We start from the raw sequence: 25,799 nt of genomic DNA, 5'->3' as shown, positions 1-25,799 counted from the left end.
CGGTTATGACGACAACAACAACTCCTCCTGTTTCTACCAAAGACCAGTGGAATTATACAACTCCTGAATCTACTAAAACAACAGGGAATTCTGTGTTGGGTAAGGATCAGTTTTTGAAGATATTGATCACCCAGCTGCAGAATCAAGATCCGATGCAGCCGATGCAAGATAAAGAATTTATTGCCCAAATGGCACAGTTTACATCTGTTGAGCAGCTGATGAATATCTCGACACAGCTTACATCCATGAATCAGTCTCTTGGCTCAGTATCCGGCTTGATTGGTAAAGATATCACATGGACGGATACCTCCACAAATCTACCTAAGACAGGGAATGTTGAATCAATCGTTGTCAGCAAGGGGATTCAATATGCGGTTGTGGGGAAAGACAGAATTGCTTTAACCGATATTACACAAATTCAGAATCCCTCAACAACAGAGAATGGTTCTGGTACAGATAGTAATACTCCGGAGAATAACGGAGGAAGCGGGGAGACAGTATGAGTGACAGGCTAACTATTGGCCAAATGTATCCTGCGTCCCTTCATTCCGCCACATTACAGCGATCTTCATTACCGAAGCAGACTTTGACTGGAGAAGCAACCTTTGAGAGTGTTCTGCAACAAAAGCTTCTAAAATTCAGCAATCATGCCGCTAAGCGACTTGAACAAAGAGGAATTGAGCTTGGAAGCAGACAACTGGATGAGATTTCTTCTGCTGTAGATAAAGCTGCTGCCAAAGGCAGTAAAGAATCCTTGATATTAATGAAGGACTTGGCATTTATCGTAAGTGTTCCAAATCGCACGGTTGTAACAGCTATGGATGGAAATTCGATAAAAGATAATGTGTTTACACAAATAGACAGTGCCATTGTGATTTCATAAACGGCTGGTCCTAACGGAAAGCCGAGGTGGCCGCTGACCGACTGACGCGGTCCCAATCCATTTAGTAAGTTATTAGGACTCTATAATCTGGGAGGACAACAAACATGTTAAGATCTATGTATTCAGGGGTTTCAGGGATGAGAGGCTTTCAGACTAAGCTCGATGTAATCGGTAATAACATTGCCAATGTCAATACAATTGGCTTTAAATCCGGACGCGTTATGTTTAAGGACATTATGAGTCAAACGGTTTCTGGAGTAACAGCTCCAAGTGATGATGGCGCTGGTGGTGTGAATGCTAAACAAGTCGGACTGGGTGTAAGCATCGCTTCTATTGATACACTCCATTTGGCTGGTAGTGCTCAAACTACTAATAATCCGACAGATTTGCGTATTGACGGCGATGGTTTTTTCCTAGTGAAGCTATCAGAAGACCAAGAAACACCATTCTTGACTCGTGCAGGAGATTTCCACATAGATGCTGCGCGTAACCTTGTTACTTCTGACGGATTACATGTGCTAGATTCCGGAGGTGGACTGATTCAACTGGGTGATGATGTAACAGCATTCTCCATTTCCAATGATGGAACAATTGTTCAGACTATGGCCGATGGAACGACTGAAGCAGGTGTACAGATTGGAGTAGCCAAGGTTACTAATCCATCTGGTCTAGAGAAAATCGGTGGTAATCTGTACCGTATGACGCTTAATGCGAATGCAGAAGGCGAACTTGTACCGACTACAGCGAATAATACAGAAGATGGTACTGGGTCGATCATATCTGGTCAACTCGAAATGTCCAATGTGGATCTTACGAATGAATTTACAGAAATGATCGTATCGCAACGTGGATTCCAGGCGAACTCTCGTATCATTACGACTTCTGATGAAGTGCTGCAGGAAGTAGTTAACCTGAAGCGTTAATTTTATCAATAATTTAATATTTAATTAATGGTTAACGCGAAGTCGTGGGGGAGATACTCCTCCCCCTATTTTTGTTAGGAGGCCTGTTATGATATCGGTAACGAGATTAAATGGAACACCGATGTGGATCAATGCCCTACTGGTAGAAATGGTAGAAGAAAGCCCGGATACATATATTACGCTCGTAACCGGAAAAAGACTGATCGTGCTTGAAAAAGCGGATGAAGTTATTACGAAGATCCGGGATTATAACAGGGACATAGGCACATATGCTGCCACCATTAAAGTCCAGTCAATGGAGGAGCTAACATGAAGAAGATGCTGCCGTGGTTACTTACGATTTTGCTTGCGATTACACTTATTGTGATAGCCGCATTTTTATTAATGGACAAGATCTTTCCGAAAGATACGAATGATGTAAATGCTGCGGTACAAAGTGTGGAAACCAAACATTTAACTGCAGATGAAATCGTCGAACTAACGGCAGAGATCAAAGACATCAAAACAAATCTTGCTGATCCCGATTATATCGTTCAAATAGATTTCGCTTTCCAATTGAATTCTGCGAAATCAAAGGAAGCCTTCGAGAAAATAAAAGAGATCAAAATTAAGCCGATTATTATCAAAACGCTTGCAGATACCAAACCTGAGGAGCTTAACGGAGCAAATGGCAAAGATCAGCTTAGCAGCAAGCTTGTTAATTTGATCAATAAGACATTGACCGAAGGCAAAATCACTCAGATCGAAGTCACCAAATACCTTTTGGCTTCTATGTAGCTTCAGGCCTGATAATTCTTTGATGGGGGGGTGATTGAATTGGTTGATGTACTATCACAAAACGAAATAGATGCTCTACTTGCTGCACTTTCTTCAGGTGAGATGGATGCCGATGAACTTAAAAAGGAAGAAACTCAGAAGAAGATCCGATCTTATGACTTTAAACGGGCTGTTCGCTTTTCTAAAGATCATATCCGTAGTCTTACAAGGATTCATGACAATTTCGCCCGCTATCTTACAACGTACTTTTCAGCCCAATTACGCACCTTTGTGCAGATTAATGTCGTTCAAGTAGAGCAGCTCCCTTATGATGAATTCATACGTTCCATTCCAAAAATGACAATACTGAACATTTTTGAAGCTGAACCTTTAGAAGGTCGAATGGTAATGGAGGTTCATCCAAACATTGCTTTCGCTATGCTGGACAGATTGCTGGGAGGTTTTGGGACAGCGCCTTCTAAAATTAATGCTTTAACTGAGATTGAAACAACGATCATGGAGCGTATCTTCAGCAGATGCTTTGAGAGCTTGCAGGAAGCATGGAAGACTGTACTGGATATTCATCCGCGCATGGAAGCGCTCGAAACGAATCCGCAGTTCATGCAAATTGTATCGCCCAATGAGACCATTGCATTAATCTCGTTAAGCACCAAAATTGGAGATACAACAGGCATGATCAATCTTTGCATACCGCACGTCGTCCTGGAACCAATCATGTCTAGACTATCTGTTCACCAATGGTTTGTAACAGAGAAGAAGACGCGGGATGCAGATGAACTTGAAGCCATTAAGGCTAGAGTTCATAAGGCGAAATTGCCGATTGTCGCTGAACTTGGAGAATCACGTTTATCAATATCTGAGTTTCTTGGGCTTAGCGTCGGTGACGTGATCTCTCTTAACAGGAATGTAGATTCCGGACTCTCGATTAAGGTAGGGGAGAAGCTTAAGTTCATCGGAAGTCCTGGAATGGTGAAAGACCGGGTAGCCGTGCAAATAGACGAGATTGTCAGTGAAGGAGTTGAAGAATTTGACGAGTAAAGATTATTTATCCCAAGAAGAAATCGACGCCCTTCTGAGACAATCTGCGGAAGGCTCATTGGCTCCTACAGAGAAAACGGTAAATGACTATTTAACACCGTTTGAACAGGATGCTTTGGGTGAAATCGGTAATATAACATTCGGTAGTGCTGCAACAGCACTTTCCACTTTACTTGGGAAAAAGGTTGATATTACAACCCCTCAAGTTTCTATCATTACACGCGGGGAGTTTGAAGTGGCTTTTCCAAAACCACATGTAGCTGTGCACGTGGAATATGTGGACGGATTTCAAGGTATTAATTCACTTGTAATTAAGATTAGAGATGCACAGGTCATCGCCGATTTAATGCTAGGCGGGGAAGGTGAACCCAAGGATGAAGAATTGAATGAAATTCACATTAGTGCTGTGCAGGAAGCTATGAACCAAATGATGGGTTCTTCTGCCACATCAATGTCTACTATTTTCAATCGCTTTGTTAATATTTCACCTCCCGGTATAGACATCCTGAATATGTCCAGCGGTGAAGGCGTAGGCAGCTTGCCGAATGACGAAACCTTAATTCGTATTTCGTTCCGTCTTAAAATAGGAGATTTAATAGACTCTACCATTATGCAGCTCTTGCCTGTCCAGTTTGCTAAGGATATGGTAACGATGCTTCTGGGTGATGTAAGCCCTGCAGCACAGGAGGCTGCAGTTACGTCAACAGAGACTCCTGCTAAGCCAGCGCATGAGACGCCGCCTATGGCTCCTCCAGTGCAGCAGGCACCTTCACAGCCCGCAGGAGAAACGCCTCCGCCATATCCACCGCAGGGGATGCCTGGTTATCCTGGAATGCCGGAAGGCGGATATTATTATCCTCCAGCAGGCATGCCGGCGTATGGCATGCCGGGGATGCCGCCATACGGAATGCCGCCACAAGGCATGCCTTATGGGCAGACACCACCGCTTAGTCCTGAAGCTAATCGCAATGTAAATGTACAGCCTGTACAATTTGCTAACCTTAACGGTGGAGCTTTTGGTCATATTGATGAAAATAATTTAAATTTATTGATGGACATACCGCTTAGAGTAACCGTAGAATTAGGAAGGACCCAGAAGCAGATTAAAGATATTTTGGAAATGTCTCAAGGCTCGATCATTGAGCTGGACAAGCTCGCCGGTGAGCCTGTAGATATTTTGGTTAACAACAAGCTTATTGCCAAAGGCGAAGTCGTAGTTATCGACGAAAACTTCGGCGTACGCGTTACGGATATCGTCAGCCAGTGGGACCGAATTCAGAAATTACAATAAGCATACTTAGGGAGGATTTTGTAAAAATGGCTAACCGAATTCTAATCGTGGACGATGCAGCATTTATGAGAATGATGATCCGTGACATTTTGTCGAAAAACGGATTTGAAGTAGTGGGCGAAGCTCAGGACGGTTCTCAAGCTATAGAGAAATTTAAAGAACTGCGTCCGGACCTAATCACGATGGATATTACTATGCCTGAGATGGACGGAATCGCCGCCCTGAAAGAAATCAAGAAAGTAGATCCGGCTGCTAAGGTTATCATGTGTTCAGCCATGGGCCAGCAGGCTATGGTTATCGATGCTATTCAAGCGGGAGCAAAAGACTTTATTGTGAAGCCTTTCCAAGCAGACCGTGTTATCGAAGCTATCAACAAAACGTTGGGTGTGTAGGAAAGAGACATGCCCGTCAATTCAGAACCGCTCGGTAGCAATAACACCCTGCTGAATTTGCTTAACGTTATTATTGTCCTTGCGGTAATCATTGTACTTATTGTGCTGCTGATCCGTTTTCTTGGACGTCGTAATCAGACCTTTATGAGCGGGCGTTCCATTCGGACGCTTGGTGCTGTAGGGTTGGGACCTAACAAGTCGATGCAGGTTATTGAACTGGGAAGCAGCCTTTACTTAATCGGGATTGGTGAGAACATATCCATCTTGGATAAAGTCACTGATCCAGATGAGGTGGCTTTGATCATTGCAGCATTTGAGGATCAATCCTCTAACCAGAATAATTTTCTCGCACCGCTTATTGCCAAGGTTAAGGTTAAGCTGCGTGGGGAGGTTCCATCAGAGGAAATCGAGCTTAGTGAAACATCATCTTTTTACGAGACACTGCAATCCAAGCTTCGTTCTGCACCAGAGCGTAAAGAGAAAATGGAAGAGTTGTTCCGGGATGATGCTACTAAGGATGAGTCGAGGAATTTATGAAAAAAAAGCTAATTCTTGCTATTCTGCTGTTCGGGTTCATTAGTATAGTTATGATGCGGCCGATACATGCTGATCCTATACCTAATGTTAATATTCAGGTCGGTAATGATGGTTCAAGTGGTGGTACCAGTTCCATATCAATTCTTCTTCTCGTTACGGTTCTGAGTATTGCTCCGGCGTTTCTAGTTCTTATGACCAGTTTTACTAGAATTGTAATCGTGCTCGGCTTTGTCAGAACCTCACTTGGTACTCAGTCCATGCCTCCGAATCAGGTGCTGGTAGGGCTTGCTCTATTTTTGACCCTGTTCGTTATGTCGCCAACTTTGGCACAAGTGAATGAAACGGCATTACAGCCGTATTTGAAGGGGACAATTACACAGACTGAGGCTTTTGATAAAGCTGCTGATCCGATGAAAGAGTTTATGTTTAAACAGACCAATTCCAAAGACCTTTTGTTATTTATGAAGTATACCGGTTATACGGGATCGGCTAAACCTGCTACATACAGTGATATTCCACTGACGGTGATGGTGCCTGCTTTCGCAATTGGGGAATTGAAAAAAGCTTTTACAATGGGCTTCTTAATTTTTATTCCATTTTTGATTATTGATATTGTTGTGGCGAGTACGCTGATGGCCATGGGGATGATGATGCTTCCCCCGGTCATGATTTCATTACCTTTTAAAATAATGCTCTTTGTACTGGTAGACGGCTGGTACTTAGTCATTAAATCACTACTTCTTAGTTTTAACACCTGACCTTAAGAGGAGGCATGAGGATTGAGTACGGAGTTTATAATCGGTCTAGCAAGCCAAGCCGTATATTTAGTGCTGGAAGTCAGCGCTCCCATGCTGATTCTTGGTCTGGTGGTAGGGCTAATAATCAGTATTTTTCAAGCTACGACACAGATTCAGGAACAGACGCTAGCGTTTGTTCCCAAAATCGTCGCAGTACTGCTGGCTTTATTGCTATTTGGTCCGTGGATCATCACGAAGCTAATTGACTTTACTAGCCAAATTCTAGGAAATCTTTATATGTATATTGGTTAAGCAATGAACATGGATACCCTATTGCAAAGTTTACCCGTCTTTTTGCTTATTTTTTGTCGAATTACCGCTTTTTTTGTTGTCGTTCCAGTGTTTTCTTCTCAAGGGGTACCGACAACTTTTAAGATTGGCATTTCTTTTTTTGTAGCTTTGGTAGTCTTTAGTGCTAGTGGAACCGGAATTACGATTCCGCAGGATTTTAGTTATATTTTGCTGATTATGAGAGAGGTATTAATAGGTCTTTTACTAGGTTTCATTGGATATTTGATGTTTATGGCGATTCAGACAGCGGGTTCTTTTATTGATATTCAGATTGGCTTCGGTATTGCGAACGTCATTGATCCTATGACTGGAACGTCAGCACCTATTCTCGGTAATTTCAAATATATGATAGCCCTGCTAATGTTTCTTAGTATGAATGGACATCACCATTTGCTAGATGCCATTGTATACAGCTATAAATGGATTCCTATGAATAATGATTTATTTCTACGCATGGTTGATGGTAGTTTATCAGAGTTTCTGGTCCGAACATTTGCGCAGTCGTTTGTATTAGCTTTTCAAATGTCTGCACCATTAGTAACCGCACTGTTTCTGACTGATGTTGGCCTTGCCTTTTTGGCGAGAACGGCTCCGCAATATAATGTATTCGTTATAGGGGTTCCGCTCAAAATCATTATAGGTCTTGCACTTCTTTTAGTGCTGATGCCAGGTCTGGCTGTGCTGTTTCAGAATCTCTTTGAAATCATGTTCGAATCCATGGAGAATTTACTGGGTCTCATGGGGAAGAAGCCGTAGGTGACCGTAAGGGGAGAGTATTATGCCTAAGACGAAGCGTTATAGACTAGATCTTCAACTCTTCGCCGGTGAAAAGACGGAAAAAGCAACCCCGAAGAAACGGCAGGATGCTCGTAAAAAAGGCCAAGTAGCCAAAAGTGCTGAGCTGTCTGGTGCGGTTGTATTGTTAGCTGCGGTAGTTAGCTTGATGATGTTTGGCGGTTTTATGAAAGAGCGTTTTATGAAGCTATACACGGACGTATTTCAGAATCGAATGATGCTGGACGTTACGCCTGAGAATATAACGCTGCTATTTAATCAGTATGGCTTGCAAATCTTGATTTTGCTAGCTCCATTACTTGGAATTACGTTTGTTATGGCGCTTGTCTCCAACTTGGCGCAGGTAGGCTTTATGGCTACGGGAGAGGGGATTACTCCTAAATTCAGTAAGATTAATCCTATAAAAGGTTTCAAAAATATTTTCTCTATGCGTTCTTTTGTAGAATTCCTGAAATCAATATTCAAGCTTCTAATTATTTCTTATCTGGTATATAGCACATTATGGGGAGAAAAGAAGAACTTTGCATCCCTGTCGCATATCAGTGCGGAGGGGATTTTTAAGTTTGCGGCTAAGCTGACGATGAGTCTGGGTTTGAAAATCGGGGTTGCTTTGCTAGTAATGGCTTTTCTAGACTTTATGTATCAGAAGTACGAACACGAAAAAAGTCTGAAAATGTCTAAGCAGGATATCAAGGATGAATACAAAAAAATGGAGGGTGACCCTCTAATCAAAGGCAAGATCAGGGAACGCCAACGTAGAATGGCCATGCAGCGCATGATGCAGGAGGTTCCTAACGCGGATGTAATTATTACAAATCCAACGCACTTTGCTGTTGCACTAAAATATGACGGTTCCAAGATGGAAGCGCCTCAGATTATTGCAAAAGGGCAGGATTATGTAGCACTTCGTATTCGGGAGCTGGCTAAAGAACATGGCGTCGTGACTATGGAAAACAAACCGCTGGCACGGGCATTATTCCAAAGAGCAGAAATTGGAGATGTCGTTCCAAATGATCTGTTTCAGGCTGTGGCTGAAGTGCTGGCATATGTATATAAGCTAAAAGGTAAGAGGAAATAAGGCGGGGGGGTTAGGACATTGAAAGCTAAAGATTTAACAGTTTTGCTAGGCATCATCGGTATCGTGCTTATGATGATTCTGCCTATCCCGTCCTGGCTTTTGGACGTTTTGCTTGTCATTAATATCTCTATAGCATTAATTATCATATTAGTGGCTATGAACACGAAGAATGCACTCGAGTTTTCAATTTTTCCTTCATTATTGCTGGTTACGACATTGTTTCGTCTGTCACTAAACATTTCGACAACAAAACTGATCCTGACTTACGCAGATGCCGGTTCAGTGGTATCGACTTTCGGTAGCTGGATCGCCGGCGGACAAATTGCCGTTGGATTTATCGTGTTTCTAATTTTGGTAGTGGTTCAGTTTATTGTTATTACCAAAGGGTCAGAGCGTGTAGCTGAGGTAGGGGCGAGATTTACCCTGGATGCGATGCCCGGCAAGCAGATGAGTATTGATGCCGATCTTAATGCAGGCATGATTAACGAAACTCAGGCACGTGAACGGCGCCGTAATGTTGAGCGGGAAGCGGATTTTTTCGGAGCCATGGATGGTGCGAGTAAATTCGTTAAAGGAGACGCGATTGCGAGTATCATTATCCTGTTGATCAATCTTATTGGTGGATTTATTATCGGTATGGTTGTTCACGGAATGGATTTTTCCACTGCGTTATCTACTTATTCCGTATTGACGATCGGGGACGGTCTAGTCAGCCAAATTCCTGCTTTGCTCATTTCGACTGCAGCAGGTCTTATCGTTACTAGAGCTTCATCGGAAGGAAATCTGGCAGAAGAACTAACTGGGCAATTGCTGTCCTATCCAAAGCTGTTATACATTGTTGCAGTTACTGTTGCTTTTCTAGGTCTCTTCACACCTATACATATGATTACTACGCTCCCACTAGCAGGTTTGCTGGCTTTTGCAGCTTATAGTATGGGACAGAATTTAAATCGAAAACAGATTGCCGAAGAGCAGCTTGTTGAAGAGAAGCAGATTGAAGAGGTACGAAGTCCGGAAAGTGTAATCAATTTACTCTCTGTAGATCCAATTGAATTCGAGTTCGGTTATGGTCTTATACCTTTGGCAGATACAGGTCAGGGTGGCGATTTGCTAGATCGTATCATCATGATTCGACGGCAATGTGCCCTTGAAATGGGTCTTGTAGTGCCTGTTATTCGCATTCGCGACAATATTCAACTAAAACCGAATGAATATGTCATAAAAATTAAAGGAAATACTGTCGGCGGCGGTGAATTATTACTTAATCACTACTTGGCTATGAGTCCAGGTTATGATGATGAATCTATAAACGGTATTGAGACCATTGAACCATCTTTTGGACTTCCTGCGCTATGGATTGACGAGTCGGTTAAAGAGCGGGCTGAATTGTCCGGGTATACCGTCGTAGATCCACCATCCGTTGTTGCAACACATTTGACGGAGCTCATTAAGCGGCACGGACATGAGCTGATAGGACGACAAGAAACTAAGATGCTGGTGGATAACCTAAGAGATAATTATCCAGTGCTTGTCGACGATCTAATTCCTTCCGTATTGGCGATTGGGGATGTGCAGAAGGTACTTGCCAAGTTGCTGCGCGAGAAGATATCGATCAGGGATTTGGTCACTATCTTTGAGACGTTAGCAGACTATGGGACGTACACCAAGGATCCTGATATTCTTACCGAATATGTTCGTCAGTCCTTGTCCAGACAGATTACTCAGCAATTCTCGCAAGTAGGAGAGACGCTGAAAGTTATCACGGTGGGACCTAATCTGGAGAAGAAAATTTCTGAGAGTGTACAGCAATCAGAACAGGGCAGTTATTTGGCACTGGATCCAGCTTCGACTCAAACGATCTATCAGCGGTTAAGCGAACAGATCAATCGACTGCTACAGTCTGGACAACAGCCCATTGTACTCACATCACCAACCATTCGTATGTATTTGCGACAGGTGATTGAACGGACAATGCAGGATATTCCTGTGCTGTCTTATAGCGAACTAGAGCCTAACATTGAAATACAGAGCGTCGGAGTGGTGAATTTATGAGAGTGAAGCGTTATGTTGTCGATACGATGCCTGACGCCATGCATTCCATTCGCAGTGAGCTTGGAAGCGAGGCCGTCATTTTAAGTACAAAAGAAATCAAGATTGGCGGATTTTTAGGATTGTTTAAAAAGAAAAAAATAGAGGTTGTAGCGGCTGTTGAAAAAGCTCAACAGGGGAGTACTCCTGAAAAGCCTGTCAAGCCTGCGATGAACATTCCGCGCAGCGCTGTCCCGCAGGCTTACCAAAAAGCATCATCTACAACATCTACAGCTACTGTTACGTTGGAAAAGCCCGAAGAACCTAGGTCATTTGCTGAGATCGCCGCAGCCTTGTCTGAAGCAATTGATGTAGAGCAATCGACGAAAAAGCATCCAGAGCCCTTACAAGAATCTCGGAATGTAAGCAAGGATCATCTCAAAGCGTCTGAAACAAATCAGGAGGATATGACATCTGTATCTGCACTTTATGAGTCTCTTGGTCTGGAACAGACACCCGCCGTTGCTTCGGCTATTGATAATGATGTCCTTCGTGAGATTAGAGATATGAAGCAGTGGATGGAACGAATCGCTAGACAATCTTCGGGGGCTAGGGAGTTGCCGGACAGTCTTCAGCAGCTTAGAGATCTTTTGATTGAGCAGGAGATGGATACTGTACTTGTTGAAGAATGGATTAGTAATATCTCAGAACGTTGGGCAGATGAAGGACGTACTTGGGGGCCAGAGAAATTTCAGGAGTCCTTGAAAGAACAACTCGATGGATTTCTGGCAGGTCGAATCGCTGATGGAATTGCACAGGATACCCAAATTGTATATATTGCAGGGCCCACCGGAGTAGGGAAAACAACTACAATAGCCAAGCTTGCGGCTGAACAGCTTTTCAAATACGGACGCAAGGTTGGTTTTATCACCTCTGATACGTATCGAATTTCAGCTGTGGAGCAGTTGCGTACATACGCATCTATTCTAAATGTTCCGCTAGAGGTGGTTCAGTCGCCAGGTGATTTACAAAGAGCACTTTTTCGATTAGAGAGTTGTGATCTTGTAATTATGGATACAGCTGGACGGAATTATCGCAATGATATGCTTGTAGCAGAACTGCAAAGCTTGTTGGAGAAGGAATTAAGAAGTGAGACCTATCTTGTGCTCAGCTTGACCTCGAAAAGCCGTGATATGAAATTGATTGCAGAGCATTTCGGCAGGTACAGGCTGGATAAAGTTATTTTTACCAAGCTAGATGAGACGGGAAGTTATGGACCACTCTTTAACGTCCTGAATGATTTCCCTCTCACATTATCTTATATGACCAATGGTCAAAATGTACCCGACGATTTATTGATGGCTTCCAAAGAACAACTTAGTGAAATGCTTCTTGGAACAGGTGAATCATGATGGATCAGGCACAATCCTTGAGACAGCTTGTATCCAGTCAGGAGCCGAAACTAGCTGAAAAAGGGGAAACATCCGCCCGTATCATTACTGTTTGTAGTGGTAAAGGTGGCGTAGGTAAATCGAATTTTACACTTAATTTCGCTTTAACCTTAAAAGCAATGGGAAAGAGAGTATTGCTGTTCGATGCAGATATTGGCATGGCTAACATAGACGTGTTAATGGGCGTGTCGGCGAAGTATAACCTATATCATCTGTTAAAAAGAGAAGCGGATATTGAGCAGATTATTCAGTTAGGACCGAACGGCCTTCCTTTTATAGCTGGTGGATCGGGCATGGATGAGTTGTTTTCCCTTTCGGAATCGGATCTTAATTATTTCACAGCCCAGATAGCTCATATAGCGGACAGCATGGATTATATTTTGTTTGATACAGGTGCTGGATTATCTAAGGAAACGATGAAATTTATAACCTCTGCGGACGATTGCCTAGTAGTTACTACGCCAGAACCGACTGCTATTACAGACGCCTATGCTTTAATGAAGGTTGTGAATCGGACGCATCCGGAAATTTCATTTAAACTGATCGTGAATCAAGCGGGTGATGAAAGAGAAGCGTCAGTGACAAGTGATAAGATTCGTATGGCTGCCAGTCGTTTTTTACAATTAGATGTTTCCTATCTTGGTCATATAAGCTCAGATGCCCATGTAGTGCAGGCCGTCAAAAGGCAAACGCCATTCTCATTGGCTTTTCCAAACAGCGTTGCTGCAAGAGATATACATCGGCTAGCCCTAAGTTATTTGACCATAGATGGTAAAAAGGATACAAAAGTTCAAGGTATTAAAGGCTTTATCCATAAATGGTTAAAGCGAAGTAAATAATTGTTCTGAATCTGGAACAGAGGTGGAAATGATATGAAGCCATATAAAGTTTTGGTTGTTGATGATTCTGCATTTATGCGCAAGATCATTTCCGATTTAATTGAAAATGACGCTGACTTTCAGGTGACGGCAACAGCCACAAACGGGCGTGAAGCTATCGAGAAAATTAACAAGCTGCGTCCGGATCTAGTTACCATGGATGTGGAAATGCCGGAGATGAACGGCCTGGAAGCGCTGAAAATAATAATGGCGTCAGATCCGCTGCCAGTGATTATGCTGTCAGGTATCAATGAAGAGGGTATGAAGGAAACCATTCTTGCACTGGAATGGGGCGCTTTTGATTTCATTCGTAAACCTTCGATATCAAACTCTCAGGATATAACGGGAGTAGGGGAATCCCTAAGAGAACAAATGAAAGAAGCTATGTTGGCTCGGGAGCAGCGAGAAGCGCGAGCATCTGCATTTAGGATGCCTGACATTGCACCTTTAGAGCCATTACTGCCGACTGCTACAAGATTGATACCAGACAAACCCAAGGCTACGCCTAAATCTTCTCTCAAAAATGAAGGGGTAAGGAAACCTCGGGGAAAACAGCCAGTAGTTAGTACTATCCCTAAAGTAGCAACTAAACCAATAATCTCTGCTAAAACACCGATATCTGAAAAGACCAAACCAAAGTCTAAAGTAGAGAATAAACCAACTCCCCACAAACCGGTGATAGAATCTTTAGTGGAGGTATCTTCTGATCCTCCGGTACTTCCTCCGGATCGAATGGTTGGTAGCAAGAATTTGCAAAAATTAGTTGCTGTCGGTTGTTCTACAGGTGGCCCCCGTGCACTAAAGGTGCTTCTGGAGAAGATTCCCGCAGATTTTCCGGCTCCGATAGTCATTGTGCAGCATATGCCGCCTAACTTCACGAAATCACTGGCCCAGCGACTGAATACATTCAGTCCGCTAGAAGTGTTAGAGGCAGAGCAGGGGATGATATTACGAAAAGGGACTGCTTACATTGCGCCTGGAGGTTATCATTTACAAGTTACCCCATCAGCTAAAGGGCAATATGCAGTTGTACTCACGAAGGAGGAGGCACGAAATGGCCACCGACCTTCAGTGGATGTTTTATTCGAATCATTGCTTCCACTCACATCGCTAGATCGGCACGTGTTGCTGATGACAGGGATGGGCAGTGATGGTGCAAGGATGATGAAATCTCTCTATGACTCAGGCGTAACCTCAACTTTTGCTGAAAGTGAAGAGACCTGTGTCGTATACGGGATGCCGCGATCTGCGGTGGAATTGCAGTGCGTCAAATATGTACTACCTTTGCAAGAAATTGCTCCAAGGCTAGTGCAAGCCGTTAAATAACGGAAAAGCGAACTCGAAGGGGAGGTGCTCTACTATGGACATGAACCAATATTTATCCATGTTTATTGATGAGTCGAATGATCATCTGCAGTCATTGAACGAGAGCATGATGGGGTTAGAAGCGAATCCTGAGGATCTAAGTATCGTACAGGTAATATTCCGCTCTGCGCACACCTTAAAAGGTATGGCAGCAACTATGGGTTTTGAAGATTTGGCTTCACTTACACACCAAATGGAAAATGTGTTAGATCTTGTACGTAATAACAAGCTGCGCATGCAGGATTTTATTTTTGATACGTTATTCAAAAGTTTGGATGCCTTAGAGTCTATGGTTGAGGACATTACTGGCGGTGGCGAAGGTAAAGCAGATGTATCGGCCATTGTTTCATCCCTACAGGCTATTGTTCGAGGAGAGATTCCTGTTGAAGGCGGCGGAGCATCTGCTGCTGCAACTCCAGCTGCACAAGCAGGTGAAACTCCGATTCATTTGGACGAGTTCCAATTTTCTGTTCTAGAGCAATCGATTCAGGAAGGGCATCATGCATTGTATGTGGACGTAACAATCCGTAAGGATTGTCAACTTAAGGCTGTCCGTGCATACATGGTGTTCGATCTACTCGAACGTTCGGGTGAAGTGGTTAAATCCTTCCCATCCGTTCAAGATATAGAACAAGAGAAATTTGACCAAAGCTTCTCACTCTATTACATAACCCAAAAAACCGCGGATCAAATTCAGGCGATGATTATGAATTTGTCTGAAATTGATAAAGTAACGGCAGTAGCACTAGATCAAGAATCCTTGAAAATGCTTGGTCAAGAATCAGCATCCGCTGTGTCAGAGGTGGCCGCAACAGCCGTCGAGGTGGAAACAGCTCCTGCTCCAGTAGCATCGGCTAAACCATCACCTACCAAAGATGAAAGTAATAAGCCGGTAGCAGCCAAAACAGGAGGGGCACCTTCCCGTACAATTCGTGTAGATATCGAACGTTTAGACGTGCTCATGAATCTATTTAGTGAGCTTCTGATTGACCGAGTTCGTTTGGAGCAGCTGGCTTCAGAGGTACAGAATAGTGATCTTACGGAAACCGTAGAGCATATGGGCAGAGTAAGTGGTGATCTACAGAATATCGTTATGAAGCTTCGAATGGTTCCAGTAGATACCGTATTCAACCGATTCCCACGTATGGTTCGTGATCTAGCTAAGTCGCTGGACAAGAAAGTAGATCTTATCGTAACGGGTGCCGAAACTGAGCTTGACCGGACGGTAATCGATGAAATTGGTGATCCGTTAGTGCATTTATTGCGTAACGCGGTGGATCACGGGATTGAATCCATTGCTGACCGCATTGCTGCAGGTAAACCGGAGACTGGAACCGTTCATCTTCGAGCTTTCCACAGTGGAAATCATGTTTTCATTGAAATCGAGGAAGATGGAACAGGTATTTATCCAGAGAAGGTCCTGAAGTCTGCTGTGAAAAAAGGCGTGATTACGCAAGAGCAAGCAGCGAATATGACGGATGAGGAAGCTTATCAATTGTTATTTGCACCAGGTTTCAGTACAGCAGAAGTTATTTCTGATGTTTCTGGTCGTGGCGTAGGGCTGGATGTTGTAAAAGCTAAGATTTCTTCTCTGGGTGGTAATGTAACGATCTATTCTTCTCCTGGAAAAGGAACGAATTTCTCAGTTCAGCTGCCACTTACTCTATCTATTATTGCGGCCATGCTTATTCGATTGGGCTCTGAGAAGTATGCCATTCCACTATCCTCCATTGTGGAAACTGGAATCGTGAAGAACACTCAGATTCGCACGATTCATGGCAACAAAATGCTAGAATTCCGGAATTCTCATATTCCTCTGGTTTCGCTTAGTCGTCTATTTTCGGTACCTGATTATGACGAGAGTACTGAAGAAGAGACAGAGATCGTAGTTGTTCGTAAGGGAGAACGTCTTGTGGCTTTAGCTGTACAGGATTTTATTGGTCAAAACGAAATAGTTATCAAGAATTTGGGTAAATATTTACCTGAAATTCAAGGGATATCTGGTGCAACGATACTTGGAGATGGTCAAGTAGCACTTATTATCGATCCGAACGCTTTTATTAAATAACTAGGATAGAACAGGGAGGTTCATTCCATGGCTGAAGATATTAAAGTGATAGTGTTCAAATTAGGCTCAGAGGAATACGGTATCGAAGTTGAGAAGGTACAGACTATTGAGCGTATGATGCCAATTACACGCGTACCTAAAACGTATTCTTTTATCAAAGGTGTAATTAATTTACGTGGAGTTGTTATTCCCGTGATTGACCTTCGTGGCCGCTTTGGGATCGAAGAGGCGGAGCACACGGATCAGACTCGTGTAATCATCGTATCTGTTAATGAAATGGAAGTAGGTTTCATTGTAGATTCAGCAAATGATGTAATAGATTTGAATAGAGATTCTATCGATACACCTCCAGATGTTGTTGGCGGCATCAAAGCAAAGTATTTAGATGGGGTGGCCAAGATAGGCGAAGAGCGCTTGCTGATCATGCTTAATTTGTCAGAAGTGCTTAACAAAGGCGAAATCGTTCAATTAGAAAGCCTAGAGGGCTAACCTGTGGAATTATTTAAGCACTATAAGGATTTCAAAATGGATGTGCTTAAGGAAGTCGGGAATATTGGAGCTGGAAATGCAGCCACCGCATTATCACAGCTTTTGAATAAGCCGATTGATATGGCAGTTCCCAAGGTACAGCTTCTCAACTTTGAAGAGATTACGGACAAAGTTGGTGGAGCTGAAGAATTTGTATACGCAGTTTTCTTACGTGTAGAGGGTGAAGCTCCGGGCAACCTGTTTTTCATTCTTTCACCGGAAGCGGCTTTGAACTTACTTAGTCGCATCGCAGGCATCGAGATTTTGAGTGACCAAGAGCTTGGAGAAATGGAGCTTTCTGCGCTGAGTGAAATTGGCAATATTTTGGCCGGGTCGTACCTATCTTCTCTTGCAGACTTCACCTCACTTTCTATGTATCCAACAGTTCCTGCACTTGCCATGGATATGGCTGGAGCCATCCTAAGCTACGGTTTGCTGCAATTTGGGCAAATGGGTGACGATGCATTGTTGATCGATACTACCTTTTTTGAGGGGAAAAACGAAATTGAAGGGCAATTTTTCCTTATTCCCGATCCGGAATCATTCCCGAAAATCTTCAAATCGCTAGGAGTCCCGTTTGAAAATGATTGAAGAACAAAGCATCATTAAAGTAGGGATGGCAGATCTTAACATTGGAAGCCAGGATAGTTTGATTCGTACAACGGGTCTTGGCTCCTGCGTAGGATTGACATTGTTTGACCCTGGAAAAAAACTCGCAGGTATGGCGCATGTAATGCTCCCTACTTCTGAGATTGCTAGGGAAGGGCAATTAAACATCGCTAAGTTTGCAGATACTGCAGTGCCGGAGCTCTTATCCCGTTTGCTGGAACTTGGTGCGGTTCGAAGTCGGATCGTGGCCAAGATGGCAGGAGGATCACAAATGTTTGCCTTTGCCGGGGGGAGCGACACCATGAGGATCGGGCCTCGTAATGTTGAATCTTGTAAACTTGCTCTTGAGCTCTTAAAAATTCCGTTAATTGCGGAAGATACGGGCGGTAATTATGGCCGTACGATAGAAATTGCCTGCAACACTGGTGTATTGTTCATCCGCAGTGTGCAAAAAGGCGCTAAGGAAATATAAATATGAAGATGATAGGAAACATTTTAATAAACTTGCTGTTTGGTTTGATAGGTTTTGTATTCACATTTTTTGTAACCTACAGTAATAATGTTCTCGGCACTAGTTTATTACGAAGCCTATTAGGATTTATCATATGGTTTCTGCTTGCTTTCCTCCTAAGATGGGTATTGGGTTTTATTATGTATCAATCTTCGCCTCCAGTTGAACAGGATGCTGACGGAGAAGAACTTGGTGCGAAACTAGACATCAGTACCCCTGATGAGGATGAAGAGTTAATCAACCTGCTCAAACCGAAGCCAGGACAAGGAAGTGGGAACAGTGAGGGGTTCAAGCCTCTTACACCCCCAAAACTAGTCTCTATGAAAGATCCTGAAGAATTGGCCAAGGCCGTTCGTCACCTGAAAGAAGAATAAGCGAGCGCTGTGGCGGAATCGGTTATCTTAAAATATAAGGGTGTATAAGCTTCCGCTATACATTATCCTTATATTTCTCGCTTAAACGCTGCCGTCCTTAGGAGGACACCGAAGGCGTTTATGCTTGTGACAAGGCAGGTTTCGCCGCGACAAGCTCTCTGACTAAACTTTGGGAAGGGTGAAAGCTATTGAACGAGCGTAAAGCTTCTCAATTGGAAACTGACGAGCTATGGGAACAGTGGAAAGAACACAATAACCCTGAAGCCAAAAAGAAGCTGATAGAGAGTTACCTCCATATTGTTGATTATGTATCCAGCCGTTTGGCTGTGGGATTACCCAAGAATGTTTCTAAAGATGATCTAGCGAGCAATGGAGTAATGGGACTAATTGATGCGATTGAAAAATTCGACTACAAACGAGGATTACAGTTTCAGACATATGCTTCATGGCGAGTACGCGGTGCAATTTTAGATTCCTTACGCCAAAGTGATTGGGTTCCTAGATCTGTGCGAGAAAAAGCTAAAAAAATCGAGGACGCTTATCAGCAACTTGAACAGAAGTATCTAAGATCTGTTAGTGATGAGGAAATGAGTCTATACCTGGATATAAGTGTAACAGAATTTCAAAATATGTTGCAGGATGTGGCTGTTATGTCACTATGTTCACTAGAAGACCCGATCCGTGAAGAGGAATCAGAGACCCGAATGTCCATACTGGTGGACGATAAAGCTAAGAATCCGGATAGCAAGGTAAATGAGTTCTACTTACGCGAAGCGCTCACCAAAGGTATTGAGAAATTAACGGTGAAAGAACGGACCGTCGTGTCCCTTTTATATTATGAAGATTTATCATTGAGCGAAATTGCAGAGGTCATGTCATTATCTCCTTCACGGATTTCGCAGCTTCATTCCAAGGCCATTTTACGGCTGAGGGGAACGCTTGAGAAAAATCGCGATCTACTTATGCAGAATGATTAACCGTTAGCGGTGACAAGGGGGAGCAAAATTGATCGGTCAAAATGCTTTGGATCAGTACTTAAGTATTACTTTTTCGGATGACAAAGGGATCGCGTATTTGCAGTTCTCCAAAAAAGATGAGAAATTTTCCTGCTCACCTACAGAATTGGAAAGCTTCCTGAACAGTCACAATATTCGCTACGGGATCCAGCGAGATGTTGTTGAACGTATTTGTAGTCATCCGGAGGAGTTTTTTTGGAGCAAAGTCGCTATTGCTACGGGTGAACCAGCAGTTAATGGAGTCGACGGAAGTATAATGCTCACTGTTGATCTGGAAGAGGATCGCAAGCCGCTTGAAAAAGCGGATGGTAAGGTAGATTATAAGGATTTAGTTCGGCTTCGTAACGTGCTCAAAGGAAAATTGATCGCTAGAATTATCCCTGCTCAGCCTGGTAAACATGGAAAGACTGTAACTGGGGATCAGCTTGCTTTCAGAGCTGGAAAGGAAGCTCATTTTAAAGTCGGAAAGAATGTACTTGTTGATAACAATGGAACATCGATGTATGCCGCAATTGACGGTCTTGTTACTTTAACCGATAGCGGTAAAATCAATGTTTTTCCTGTATATGAAGTGAATGGTGATGTGGATTACAGTACTGGGAACATAGATTTTGTAGGTACTGTTGTTATTCGAGGAAACGTACTTTCCGGCTTTTCTGTAAAGTCAGCTGGTGATATTCGTGTAGTTGGTGGAGTAGAGGGAGCAGAATTAATCTCTGGTGGATCCATTGAAATCACGGGTGGAATTATCGGCTATAACAAAGGACATGTAACCGCTGGGAAGAATGTAAAGGTCTCATTTATTCAAGATGGCAATGTTACCGCTGGTGAAGATGTCATTGTATCCCAGAGTATTATGCATTCCAATATACGTGCGGGCAGGGATGTGCTTTGTAACGGTGCTAAGGGTTTAATCGTAGGCGGAACTGTTCAGTCCGGGGAAAGAGTTGTGGCACGCACAATAGGCAATACCATGTCCACAGCGACTGCGATTGAGGTAGGTGTAGTGCCTGAACTCAGAAATGAGATTAACGAACTACGTCAATCGCTACGACAGTTGCTTGAAAATGAGGACAAGACTTCTAAAGCGCTGTATCTCTTAAATCAACTGGCAACTAACGGTCAACTACCTGCGGATAAAGTGGCGCTTCGTGTTAAATTGAATGCTACTAAACAATCTCATCAACGTGAGGAAAAAAGAATTAAAGAACGCGTGCTGGAGATTGAAAGAATGCTAGAAGATACAGGTAGAGCTAGAGTTGAAGTGATCAAGACAATCTATGGTGGATCCAAGATTATGATCGGCAGATATACCCGATTTGTAAAGGACCCTACCGAACGAGTTGTGTTTGCCTATAGTGAAGGTGATATATCCTTAACGCCATACAATTAATTAGGCGGGCAGCATTAGCGGCCGGCCATTCTTGAAATTTAAGAAAGTATAGGTTTCACGTTATACATTATCCTTATATTTTTACGAGAAACGGTTATCGTCTCTAAAAGACGACAACATCGTTTCTTCTTATGAGAAGAGGGTTATGATGAGCCTAAAACCAGTGGAACTGCAAATTGCGCTACCTCGGACTACGGAGGCGGGGAAGATTCAGAATGAATCTCAGCAGCGCCCCGCGATTGATCAGCATCAACTGGCCGGACAAAATGTGAAGCAAAGCCAGGAAATGACCATGCGAAGCTCTGAGGTGGATGAATCCTCTGAACCTGCTTTGCGTGATGGCGGAGATAAAGGCAATCATCATTCCGGAGGGAATCCATCCTCTGAGAAACGTTCGAAGCCAGGAACTCGTGATGCGGAACATCCTTACAAAGGACAACGCATTGATCTGAGTCTTTAATCAGTAATTATAAATTATATTTGATTTGTAAAAGGAGATAAGGCACTTGCAACCATGGGTGTATATTGTGCTAGTAGGTGTCGCCGCTATTCTTTATGCCCTTCTACTTCCAGCACGTATGAAGGAAGGAAAAGCCGAACAGCAGAGCCTCAAAGAAACGGAGGCTGCGCTTGAGCTATATATGGCTGACATAGAGCGCGAGAATGAAGAGCTAGTACAGCTAGTCAGCAGTATTAAACAGCAATCTCAAACTAATCATAATGCAATGCAAGGGCAGATTAGCGATTTGCAGCTTCAATTAAAAGAATTACAGCAAAGCTCTGTACTACTAGAAGGCCGGGTAACTGACGAAGAAAACCGGTTAAGAGAGTTGGAAGTTTCGGTTGAGAAGGGCTCGTATATTAAGGTTACGGCGAGCGGGGATCCGTCTGTCGGGGCTGAAATGAGTTCAAAACAATCCGAGGTGAAAGCAAAACCTATTAGTTCTATTAAATTGCGATATCCACGATTGTTTGAACTGCATGAGCAGGGGAAATCGATAGACTCCATTGCCAAGACGGCTGGACTTCAGCGGGGAGAAGTGCAACTGATTCTGCAACTCGCCAAACAGGAGGAATCGGTATGATGAAGAACCGTTCTTTTTTGTTTGGACTTGGCACAGGGCTAATAGCAGGAGCATTACTGCTTCAATTAATGATATCCGGCGGGGCAGCTCCACTGACCAAGGAACAAGTACTACAAGGAGCCGAAAAATTGAACTTGAAGGTTATCGACGCAGCTACTGAACCCCCTTCAGATGAGGCTTCTTTGGAAGAGGCTGATCAAGATCAGGAGAATGTCGGACTAACTGATGGAAGTCAGGAGAATGTGACACCTTCTGAGCCTGCAGTAGCGGCTTCTCCCGCTCCTGTAGTAACTCCTACAGTATCTGATAACCCCAATAAGGTTATCCCTCCACAAGAGCCATCAACGCCTAAAGAAGGTACTGTTGAGACACCAGGGGTCACTACAGCACCGTCTGCTGTTACACCTGTTGAGCCTAATGTCACTGCGAATACAGGGGTATTTGTTCGTATACCTTCAGGAAGCACACTGACAAAAACAGCAGATATTTTGGAGAAGGCTGAGGTCATTAAGGATAAGGCTGATTTTCTTAAAGCCGCCAATCAACGCGGGATCAACAAGAAAATACAATCGGGTTCTTACAACTTTAATAAAGACGAGACTCTAGACTCTATATTAGAAAAATTAATTAGTTTTCAATGATCGTTGCATACACTAATAAAATATGGTATAGTAATTGACGGTGTTAAAACACACGCCGGTTGATTTCGACAAGGGGTGCTTTCTTCTGAAGAAAGTCTTGCTGAAAGATGACGCACGGCGGAGGAGACACACAATAAACCAAACTTAGGAGGTGTGTGAAGATGGCAGTAATCTCCATGAAACAGCTTCTAGAAGCTGGGGTACACTTCGGTCACCAGACTCGTCGTTGGAACCCAAAGATGGATCGTTATATCTTCACTGAAAGAAACGGAATTTACATTATTGACTTGCAAAAAACAGTCAAGAAGGTAGAAGAAGCTTACAACTTTGTAAAAAGCGTCGCTGGTGACAACGGCACAATCCTATTCGTAGGAACAAAGAAACAAGCACAAGATTCCGTAAAAGAAGAAGCAGAACGTTCAGGTATGTTCTTCATTAACCAACGTTGGTTGGGCGGAACTCTTACTAACTTCCAAACTATCCAAAAACGTATTGATCGTTTGAAGAAATTGGAATCTTGGGAAGAAGACGGTACTTTCGAAGTTCTACCTAAGAAAGAAGTTATCCTTCTTCGCAAAGAAAAAGATCGTCTTGAGAAATTCTTGGGCGGTATCAAGAACATGAAAGGTCTACCAAGCGCGTTGTTCATCATTGACCCGCGTAAAGAGCGTATCGCAGTTGCAGAAGCTCGCAAATTGGGTATTCCAATCGTAGCTATCGTTGATACTAACTGTGATCCAGACGAAATCGACTACGTAATTCCAGGTAACGACGACGCTATCCGCGCCGTGAAATTGTTGACTGGTAAAATGGCAGACGCTGTTGTTGAAGCTCACCAAGGCGAAGACACAACTACTGCTTAAGTAGCGACTAACACATACAAGAACTTAAATGAAAAGGGTGGTTGGCAGGTGGATAACCTCTCACTGCCCTTTTTTTAGGATAAAGGCCTTAAATAATGTGAGAAAACGACAATTACCTGGAGGGAATAAACAATGGCAGTTGATGCAAAAGCAGTAAAAGAACTTCGTGAAAGAACAGGCGCTGGTATGCTTGATTGTAAAAAAGCGCTTGAAGAAGCTAATAACGATATCACTAAAGCAGCAGAATTGCTTCGTGAAAAAGGTCTGTCCGCAGCAGCAAACAAAGCAGGACGTATTGCTACTGAAGGTGTTGTAGAATCTTACATCCACGCTGGCGGCCGTATTGGTGTACTTGTAGAAATCAACTGCGAAACTGACTTTGTTGGTAAAACAGATTCCTTTAAGGAATTTGCTCGCGATATCGCTATGCAAATCGCTGCAGCAAATCCGCGTTATGTTCGTCGTGAAGAAGTTCCACAAGAAGATGTAGAAAAAGAAAAAGAAATCCTGAAAGCTCAAGCTTTGAACGAAGGTAAGCCTGAGAAAATCATTGAAAAAATGGTTGAAGGACGTATTGGAAAATATTACGAAGAATATTGCTTGCTTGAGCAAACCTTCGTTAAAGACCCTGACAAAACAATCTCCCAATTGCTGAACGAAAAAATCAGCACTATCGGAGAAAACATCTCGATCCGTCGTTTTGCTCGTTTTGAACTAGGCGAAGGTTTGGAAAAGAAAGTGGATAACTTTGTTGAAGAAGTTATGGCACAAGTTAATAATTAATAACAGCTTCATCATAAATGTGAAGAATTGAATAAAGGCAAGCATCAGAAGAGCGGAACACGTACACGTAGTGTTCCGTCTTTTGCAGAAAGTGAGGGTATACATTTGGAACAGCCGGTATTTAAGAGAGTAGTCCTTAAGGTAAGTGGAGAGTCTTTGGCAGGACAAAACGGATATGGTATTGATGCCGACATGATTATTTCCATCGCTGAACAGATCAAGGAAGTTGTTGAGCTTGGCGTTCAGGTTGCGATTGTTTGTGGCGGAGGTAACATTTGGCGTGGGATCGCCGGCAGCGCAAGCGGCATCGATCGCGCTACTGCAGATTATATGGGCATGCTGGCAACAGTAATGAATTCACTTGCTCTGCAGGATGCATTAGAGCAAATCGATGTGCCTACTAGAGTGCAGACTTCGATCTCGATGCAGCAAATTGCTGAACCGTACATTCGTCGTCGTGCGATTCGTCACTTGGAGAAGGGTCGCGTCGTTATTTTTGCAGCAGGCACAGGTAACCCATTCTTCTCTACAGATACTACTGCAGCACTTAGAGCGGCAGAGATCGAAGCAGAAGTGATTCTGATGGCGAAGAATAAGGTTGATGGTGTATATTCAGCAGATCCGTTTAAAGACAGCACAGCCGAGAAATTTGAACAGCTCACTTACATGGATGTTCTGAACAAAAACCTTGGTGTTATGGATTCAACAGCATCATCTCTTTGCATGGATAATAATATACCGCTCATTGTATTTGCCATTACTGAACAAGGCAATATCAAACGTGTCGTTCTCGGTGAGAAGATCGGGACGATTGTTAAAGGGAGTGTAGATTAATGCCACAATCGGTCAAAAAAAATGCCGAAGAACGTATGGAAAAAGCGATTTCATCGCTGAAACGTGATTTGGCAACATTGCGTGCAGGACGCGCTACAACATCACTGCTGGATCGCATTCAAGTTGAATATTACGGTTCTCCTACCCCAATCAATCAGTTGGCGAATATCAGTACTCCGGATACCCGGACACTGTTAATCCAACCTTGGGACAAAACATCGATGTCTGACATTGAACGGGCGATCATGAAATCGGATATCGGTTTAACGCCTGCCAATGACGGTACAATTATTCGTCTTTCTATCCCACCGCTGACTGAAGAACGTCGGACGGATTTGGTGAAACTGACGAAGAAATTTGGTGAAGAAGCGAAAGTAGCGATCCGCAACATTCGCCGCGATGCTAACGATGATATCAAGAAGATGGAGAAAAACGGTATCTCAGAAGATGAGTCCCGTGGCCATCAGGAAGACATTCAAAAGACAACGGATAAGTTCATAGCCGAAGTCGACAAAGTGCTTGTATCCAAAGAAAAAGAGATTATGGAAGTATAAAGATATTCTAGAGACT

31 protein-coding genes are annotated in these 25,799 nt (G+C 43.2%); all 31 read left to right on the top strand.

Features of this window, described 5'->3' with window-relative positions; all coding sequences use genetic code 11:
- The first annotated feature begins 5 nt into the window (after positions 1-5).
- The 31 genes from R50345_RS18330 (at position 6) to frr (ending at position 25,783) form a co-directional block, all read left to right on the top strand.
- Entirely contained in the window at positions 6-503 is a 498-nt protein-coding gene (locus tag R50345_RS18330) for a flagellar hook capping FlgD N-terminal domain-containing protein (RefSeq protein ID WP_042128928.1), read from the top strand.
- Positions 500-883, top strand: a complete 384-nt coding sequence (locus tag R50345_RS18325; RefSeq protein WP_042128927.1) for a TIGR02530 family flagellar biosynthesis protein — start codon at positions 500-502, stop codon at positions 881-883. Before R50345_RS18330 ends, R50345_RS18325 begins: the two co-directional genes overlap by 4 nt.
- Before the next feature lie 104 nt (positions 884-987).
- On the top strand, positions 988-1,806 hold the full coding sequence (gene flgG, locus R50345_RS18320; protein WP_042128925.1) for a flagellar basal body rod protein FlgG: 819 nt from the start codon (positions 988-990) through the stop codon (positions 1,804-1,806).
- Between the two features lie 88 nt (positions 1,807-1,894).
- Positions 1,895-2,119, top strand: a complete 225-nt coding sequence (locus R50345_RS18315) for a flagellar FlbD family protein (protein WP_042128923.1) — start codon at positions 1,895-1,897, stop codon at positions 2,117-2,119.
- Positions 2,116-2,583, top strand: a complete 468-nt coding sequence (locus R50345_RS18310) for a flagellar basal body-associated FliL family protein (RefSeq protein WP_042128920.1) — start codon at positions 2,116-2,118, stop codon at positions 2,581-2,583. Before R50345_RS18315 ends, R50345_RS18310 begins: the two co-directional genes overlap by 4 nt.
- 39 nt (positions 2,584-2,622) lie before the next feature.
- Entirely contained in the window at positions 2,623-3,621 is a 999-nt protein-coding gene (fliM, locus tag R50345_RS18305; RefSeq protein ID WP_042128918.1) for a flagellar motor switch protein FliM, read from the top strand.
- On the top strand, positions 3,611-4,912 hold the full coding sequence (gene fliY / locus R50345_RS18300; protein WP_042128916.1) for a flagellar motor switch phosphatase FliY: 1,302 nt from the start codon (positions 3,611-3,613) through the stop codon (positions 4,910-4,912). Before fliM ends, fliY begins: the two co-directional genes overlap by 11 nt.
- A 26-nt stretch (positions 4,913-4,938) precedes the next feature.
- The gene (locus tag R50345_RS18295) at positions 4,939-5,304 is read left to right on the top strand and encodes a response regulator (RefSeq protein WP_036688523.1); all 366 of its coding nucleotides are present in this window, start codon (positions 4,939-4,941) and stop codon (positions 5,302-5,304) included.
- Positions 5,305-5,313: 9 nt separating this feature from the next.
- Positions 5,314-5,841: a flagellar biosynthetic protein FliO gene (locus R50345_RS18290; RefSeq protein WP_042128914.1), complete on the top strand. Its 528-nt coding sequence runs from the start codon at positions 5,314-5,316 to the stop codon at positions 5,839-5,841.
- Complete coding sequence (fliP, locus tag R50345_RS18285) at positions 5,838-6,599, top strand: flagellar type III secretion system pore protein FliP (protein WP_042128910.1); 762 nt, start codon at positions 5,838-5,840, stop codon at positions 6,597-6,599. The genes R50345_RS18290 and fliP overlap by 4 nt, the downstream gene beginning before the upstream one ends.
- 21 nt (positions 6,600-6,620) lie before the next feature.
- A complete protein-coding gene (gene fliQ, locus R50345_RS18280) occupies positions 6,621-6,890 on the top strand; it encodes a flagellar biosynthesis protein FliQ (protein WP_036688516.1) in 270 nt (89 codons plus the stop codon).
- A gap of 9 nt (positions 6,891-6,899) precedes the next feature.
- Positions 6,900-7,685, top strand: coding sequence for a flagellar biosynthetic protein FliR (gene fliR, locus R50345_RS18275; protein WP_042132278.1), 786 nt, complete (start codon positions 6,900-6,902; stop codon positions 7,683-7,685).
- A 22-nt stretch (positions 7,686-7,707) separates the two neighbouring features.
- Positions 7,708-8,802 carry a flagellar biosynthesis protein FlhB gene (gene flhB, locus R50345_RS18270; RefSeq protein WP_042128908.1) on the top strand — a complete coding sequence of 365 codons (1,095 nt, stop codon included), beginning with the start codon at positions 7,708-7,710 and terminating at the stop codon, positions 8,800-8,802.
- A gap of 18 nt (positions 8,803-8,820) precedes the next feature.
- A complete protein-coding gene (gene flhA / locus R50345_RS18265; RefSeq protein WP_042128906.1) occupies positions 8,821-10,854 on the top strand; it encodes a flagellar biosynthesis protein FlhA in 2,034 nt (677 codons plus the stop codon).
- Positions 10,851-12,242 (top strand): flagellar biosynthesis GTPase FlhF, encoded by a 1,392-nt coding sequence (gene flhF, locus R50345_RS18260; protein WP_042128904.1) that lies wholly within the window; start codon positions 10,851-10,853, stop codon positions 12,240-12,242. Before flhA ends, flhF begins: the two co-directional genes overlap by 4 nt.
- Positions 12,239-13,120 (top strand): MinD/ParA family protein, encoded by an 882-nt coding sequence (locus R50345_RS18255; RefSeq protein WP_042128902.1) that lies wholly within the window; start codon positions 12,239-12,241, stop codon positions 13,118-13,120. The genes flhF and R50345_RS18255 overlap by 4 nt, the downstream gene beginning before the upstream one ends.
- Positions 13,121-13,153: 33 nt before the next feature.
- The gene (locus tag R50345_RS18250; RefSeq protein ID WP_042128899.1) at positions 13,154-14,485 is read left to right on the top strand and encodes a protein-glutamate methylesterase/protein-glutamine glutaminase; all 1,332 of its coding nucleotides are present in this window, start codon (positions 13,154-13,156) and stop codon (positions 14,483-14,485) included.
- 34 nt (positions 14,486-14,519) lie between these two features.
- Complete coding sequence (locus R50345_RS18245) at positions 14,520-16,592, top strand: chemotaxis protein CheA (protein ID WP_042128897.1); 2,073 nt, start codon at positions 14,520-14,522, stop codon at positions 16,590-16,592.
- A gap of 27 nt (positions 16,593-16,619) precedes the next feature.
- Positions 16,620-17,081 carry a chemotaxis protein CheW gene (locus R50345_RS18240; RefSeq protein WP_042128895.1) on the top strand — a complete coding sequence of 154 codons (462 nt, stop codon included), beginning with the start codon at positions 16,620-16,622 and terminating at the stop codon, positions 17,079-17,081.
- A 36-nt stretch (positions 17,082-17,117) separates the two neighbouring features.
- Entirely contained in the window at positions 17,118-17,711 is a 594-nt protein-coding gene (locus R50345_RS18235; RefSeq protein ID WP_375105424.1) for a chemotaxis protein CheC, read from the top strand.
- Positions 17,704-18,201, top strand: coding sequence for a chemotaxis protein CheD (locus R50345_RS18230; protein WP_042128892.1), 498 nt, complete (start codon positions 17,704-17,706; stop codon positions 18,199-18,201). The genes R50345_RS18235 and R50345_RS18230 overlap by 8 nt, the downstream gene beginning before the upstream one ends.
- 2 nt (positions 18,202-18,203) lie before the next feature.
- A complete protein-coding gene (locus R50345_RS18225) occupies positions 18,204-18,614 on the top strand; it encodes a hypothetical protein (protein WP_331281337.1) in 411 nt (136 codons plus the stop codon).
- Between the two features lie 188 nt (positions 18,615-18,802).
- The gene (locus R50345_RS18220; protein ID WP_042128890.1) at positions 18,803-19,591 is read left to right on the top strand and encodes a FliA/WhiG family RNA polymerase sigma factor; all 789 of its coding nucleotides are present in this window, start codon (positions 18,803-18,805) and stop codon (positions 19,589-19,591) included.
- A 28-nt stretch (positions 19,592-19,619) separates the two neighbouring features.
- The gene (locus tag R50345_RS18215; protein WP_042128888.1) at positions 19,620-21,023 is read left to right on the top strand and encodes a flagellar assembly protein A; all 1,404 of its coding nucleotides are present in this window, start codon (positions 19,620-19,622) and stop codon (positions 21,021-21,023) included.
- 148 nt (positions 21,024-21,171) lie between these two features.
- The gene (locus R50345_RS18210; protein ID WP_042128886.1) at positions 21,172-21,483 is read left to right on the top strand and encodes a hypothetical protein; all 312 of its coding nucleotides are present in this window, start codon (positions 21,172-21,174) and stop codon (positions 21,481-21,483) included.
- 46 nt (positions 21,484-21,529) lie between these two features.
- A complete protein-coding gene (locus R50345_RS18205; protein ID WP_042128883.1) occupies positions 21,530-22,108 on the top strand; it encodes a hypothetical protein in 579 nt (192 codons plus the stop codon).
- A complete protein-coding gene (locus R50345_RS18200; RefSeq protein WP_042128881.1) occupies positions 22,105-22,749 on the top strand; it encodes an endolytic transglycosylase MltG in 645 nt (214 codons plus the stop codon). Before R50345_RS18205 ends, R50345_RS18200 begins: the two co-directional genes overlap by 4 nt.
- Before the next feature lie 161 nt (positions 22,750-22,910).
- On the top strand, positions 22,911-23,612 hold the full coding sequence (gene rpsB, locus R50345_RS18195; RefSeq protein ID WP_036688493.1) for a 30S ribosomal protein S2: 702 nt from the start codon (positions 22,911-22,913) through the stop codon (positions 23,610-23,612).
- A gap of 132 nt (positions 23,613-23,744) precedes the next feature.
- A complete protein-coding gene (gene tsf / locus R50345_RS18190; RefSeq protein ID WP_042128879.1) occupies positions 23,745-24,395 on the top strand; it encodes a translation elongation factor Ts in 651 nt (216 codons plus the stop codon).
- Between the two features lie 105 nt (positions 24,396-24,500).
- Positions 24,501-25,229 (top strand): UMP kinase, encoded by a 729-nt coding sequence (gene pyrH, locus R50345_RS18185; RefSeq protein ID WP_036688491.1) that lies wholly within the window; start codon positions 24,501-24,503, stop codon positions 25,227-25,229.
- Positions 25,229-25,783 carry a ribosome recycling factor gene (gene frr, locus R50345_RS18180; protein WP_042128876.1) on the top strand — a complete coding sequence of 185 codons (555 nt, stop codon included), beginning with the start codon at positions 25,229-25,231 and terminating at the stop codon, positions 25,781-25,783. The genes pyrH and frr overlap by 1 nt, the downstream gene beginning before the upstream one ends.
- Positions 25,784-25,799: the final 16 nt, after the last annotated feature.

Source organism: Paenibacillus sp. FSL R5-0345, assembly GCF_000758585.1.
GTDB lineage: Bacteria > Bacillota > Bacilli > Paenibacillales > Paenibacillaceae > Paenibacillus_AQ.
The sequence above is the reverse complement of the archived record's forward strand: the minus strand, read 5'-3'. Positions and strand labels throughout refer to the sequence as shown.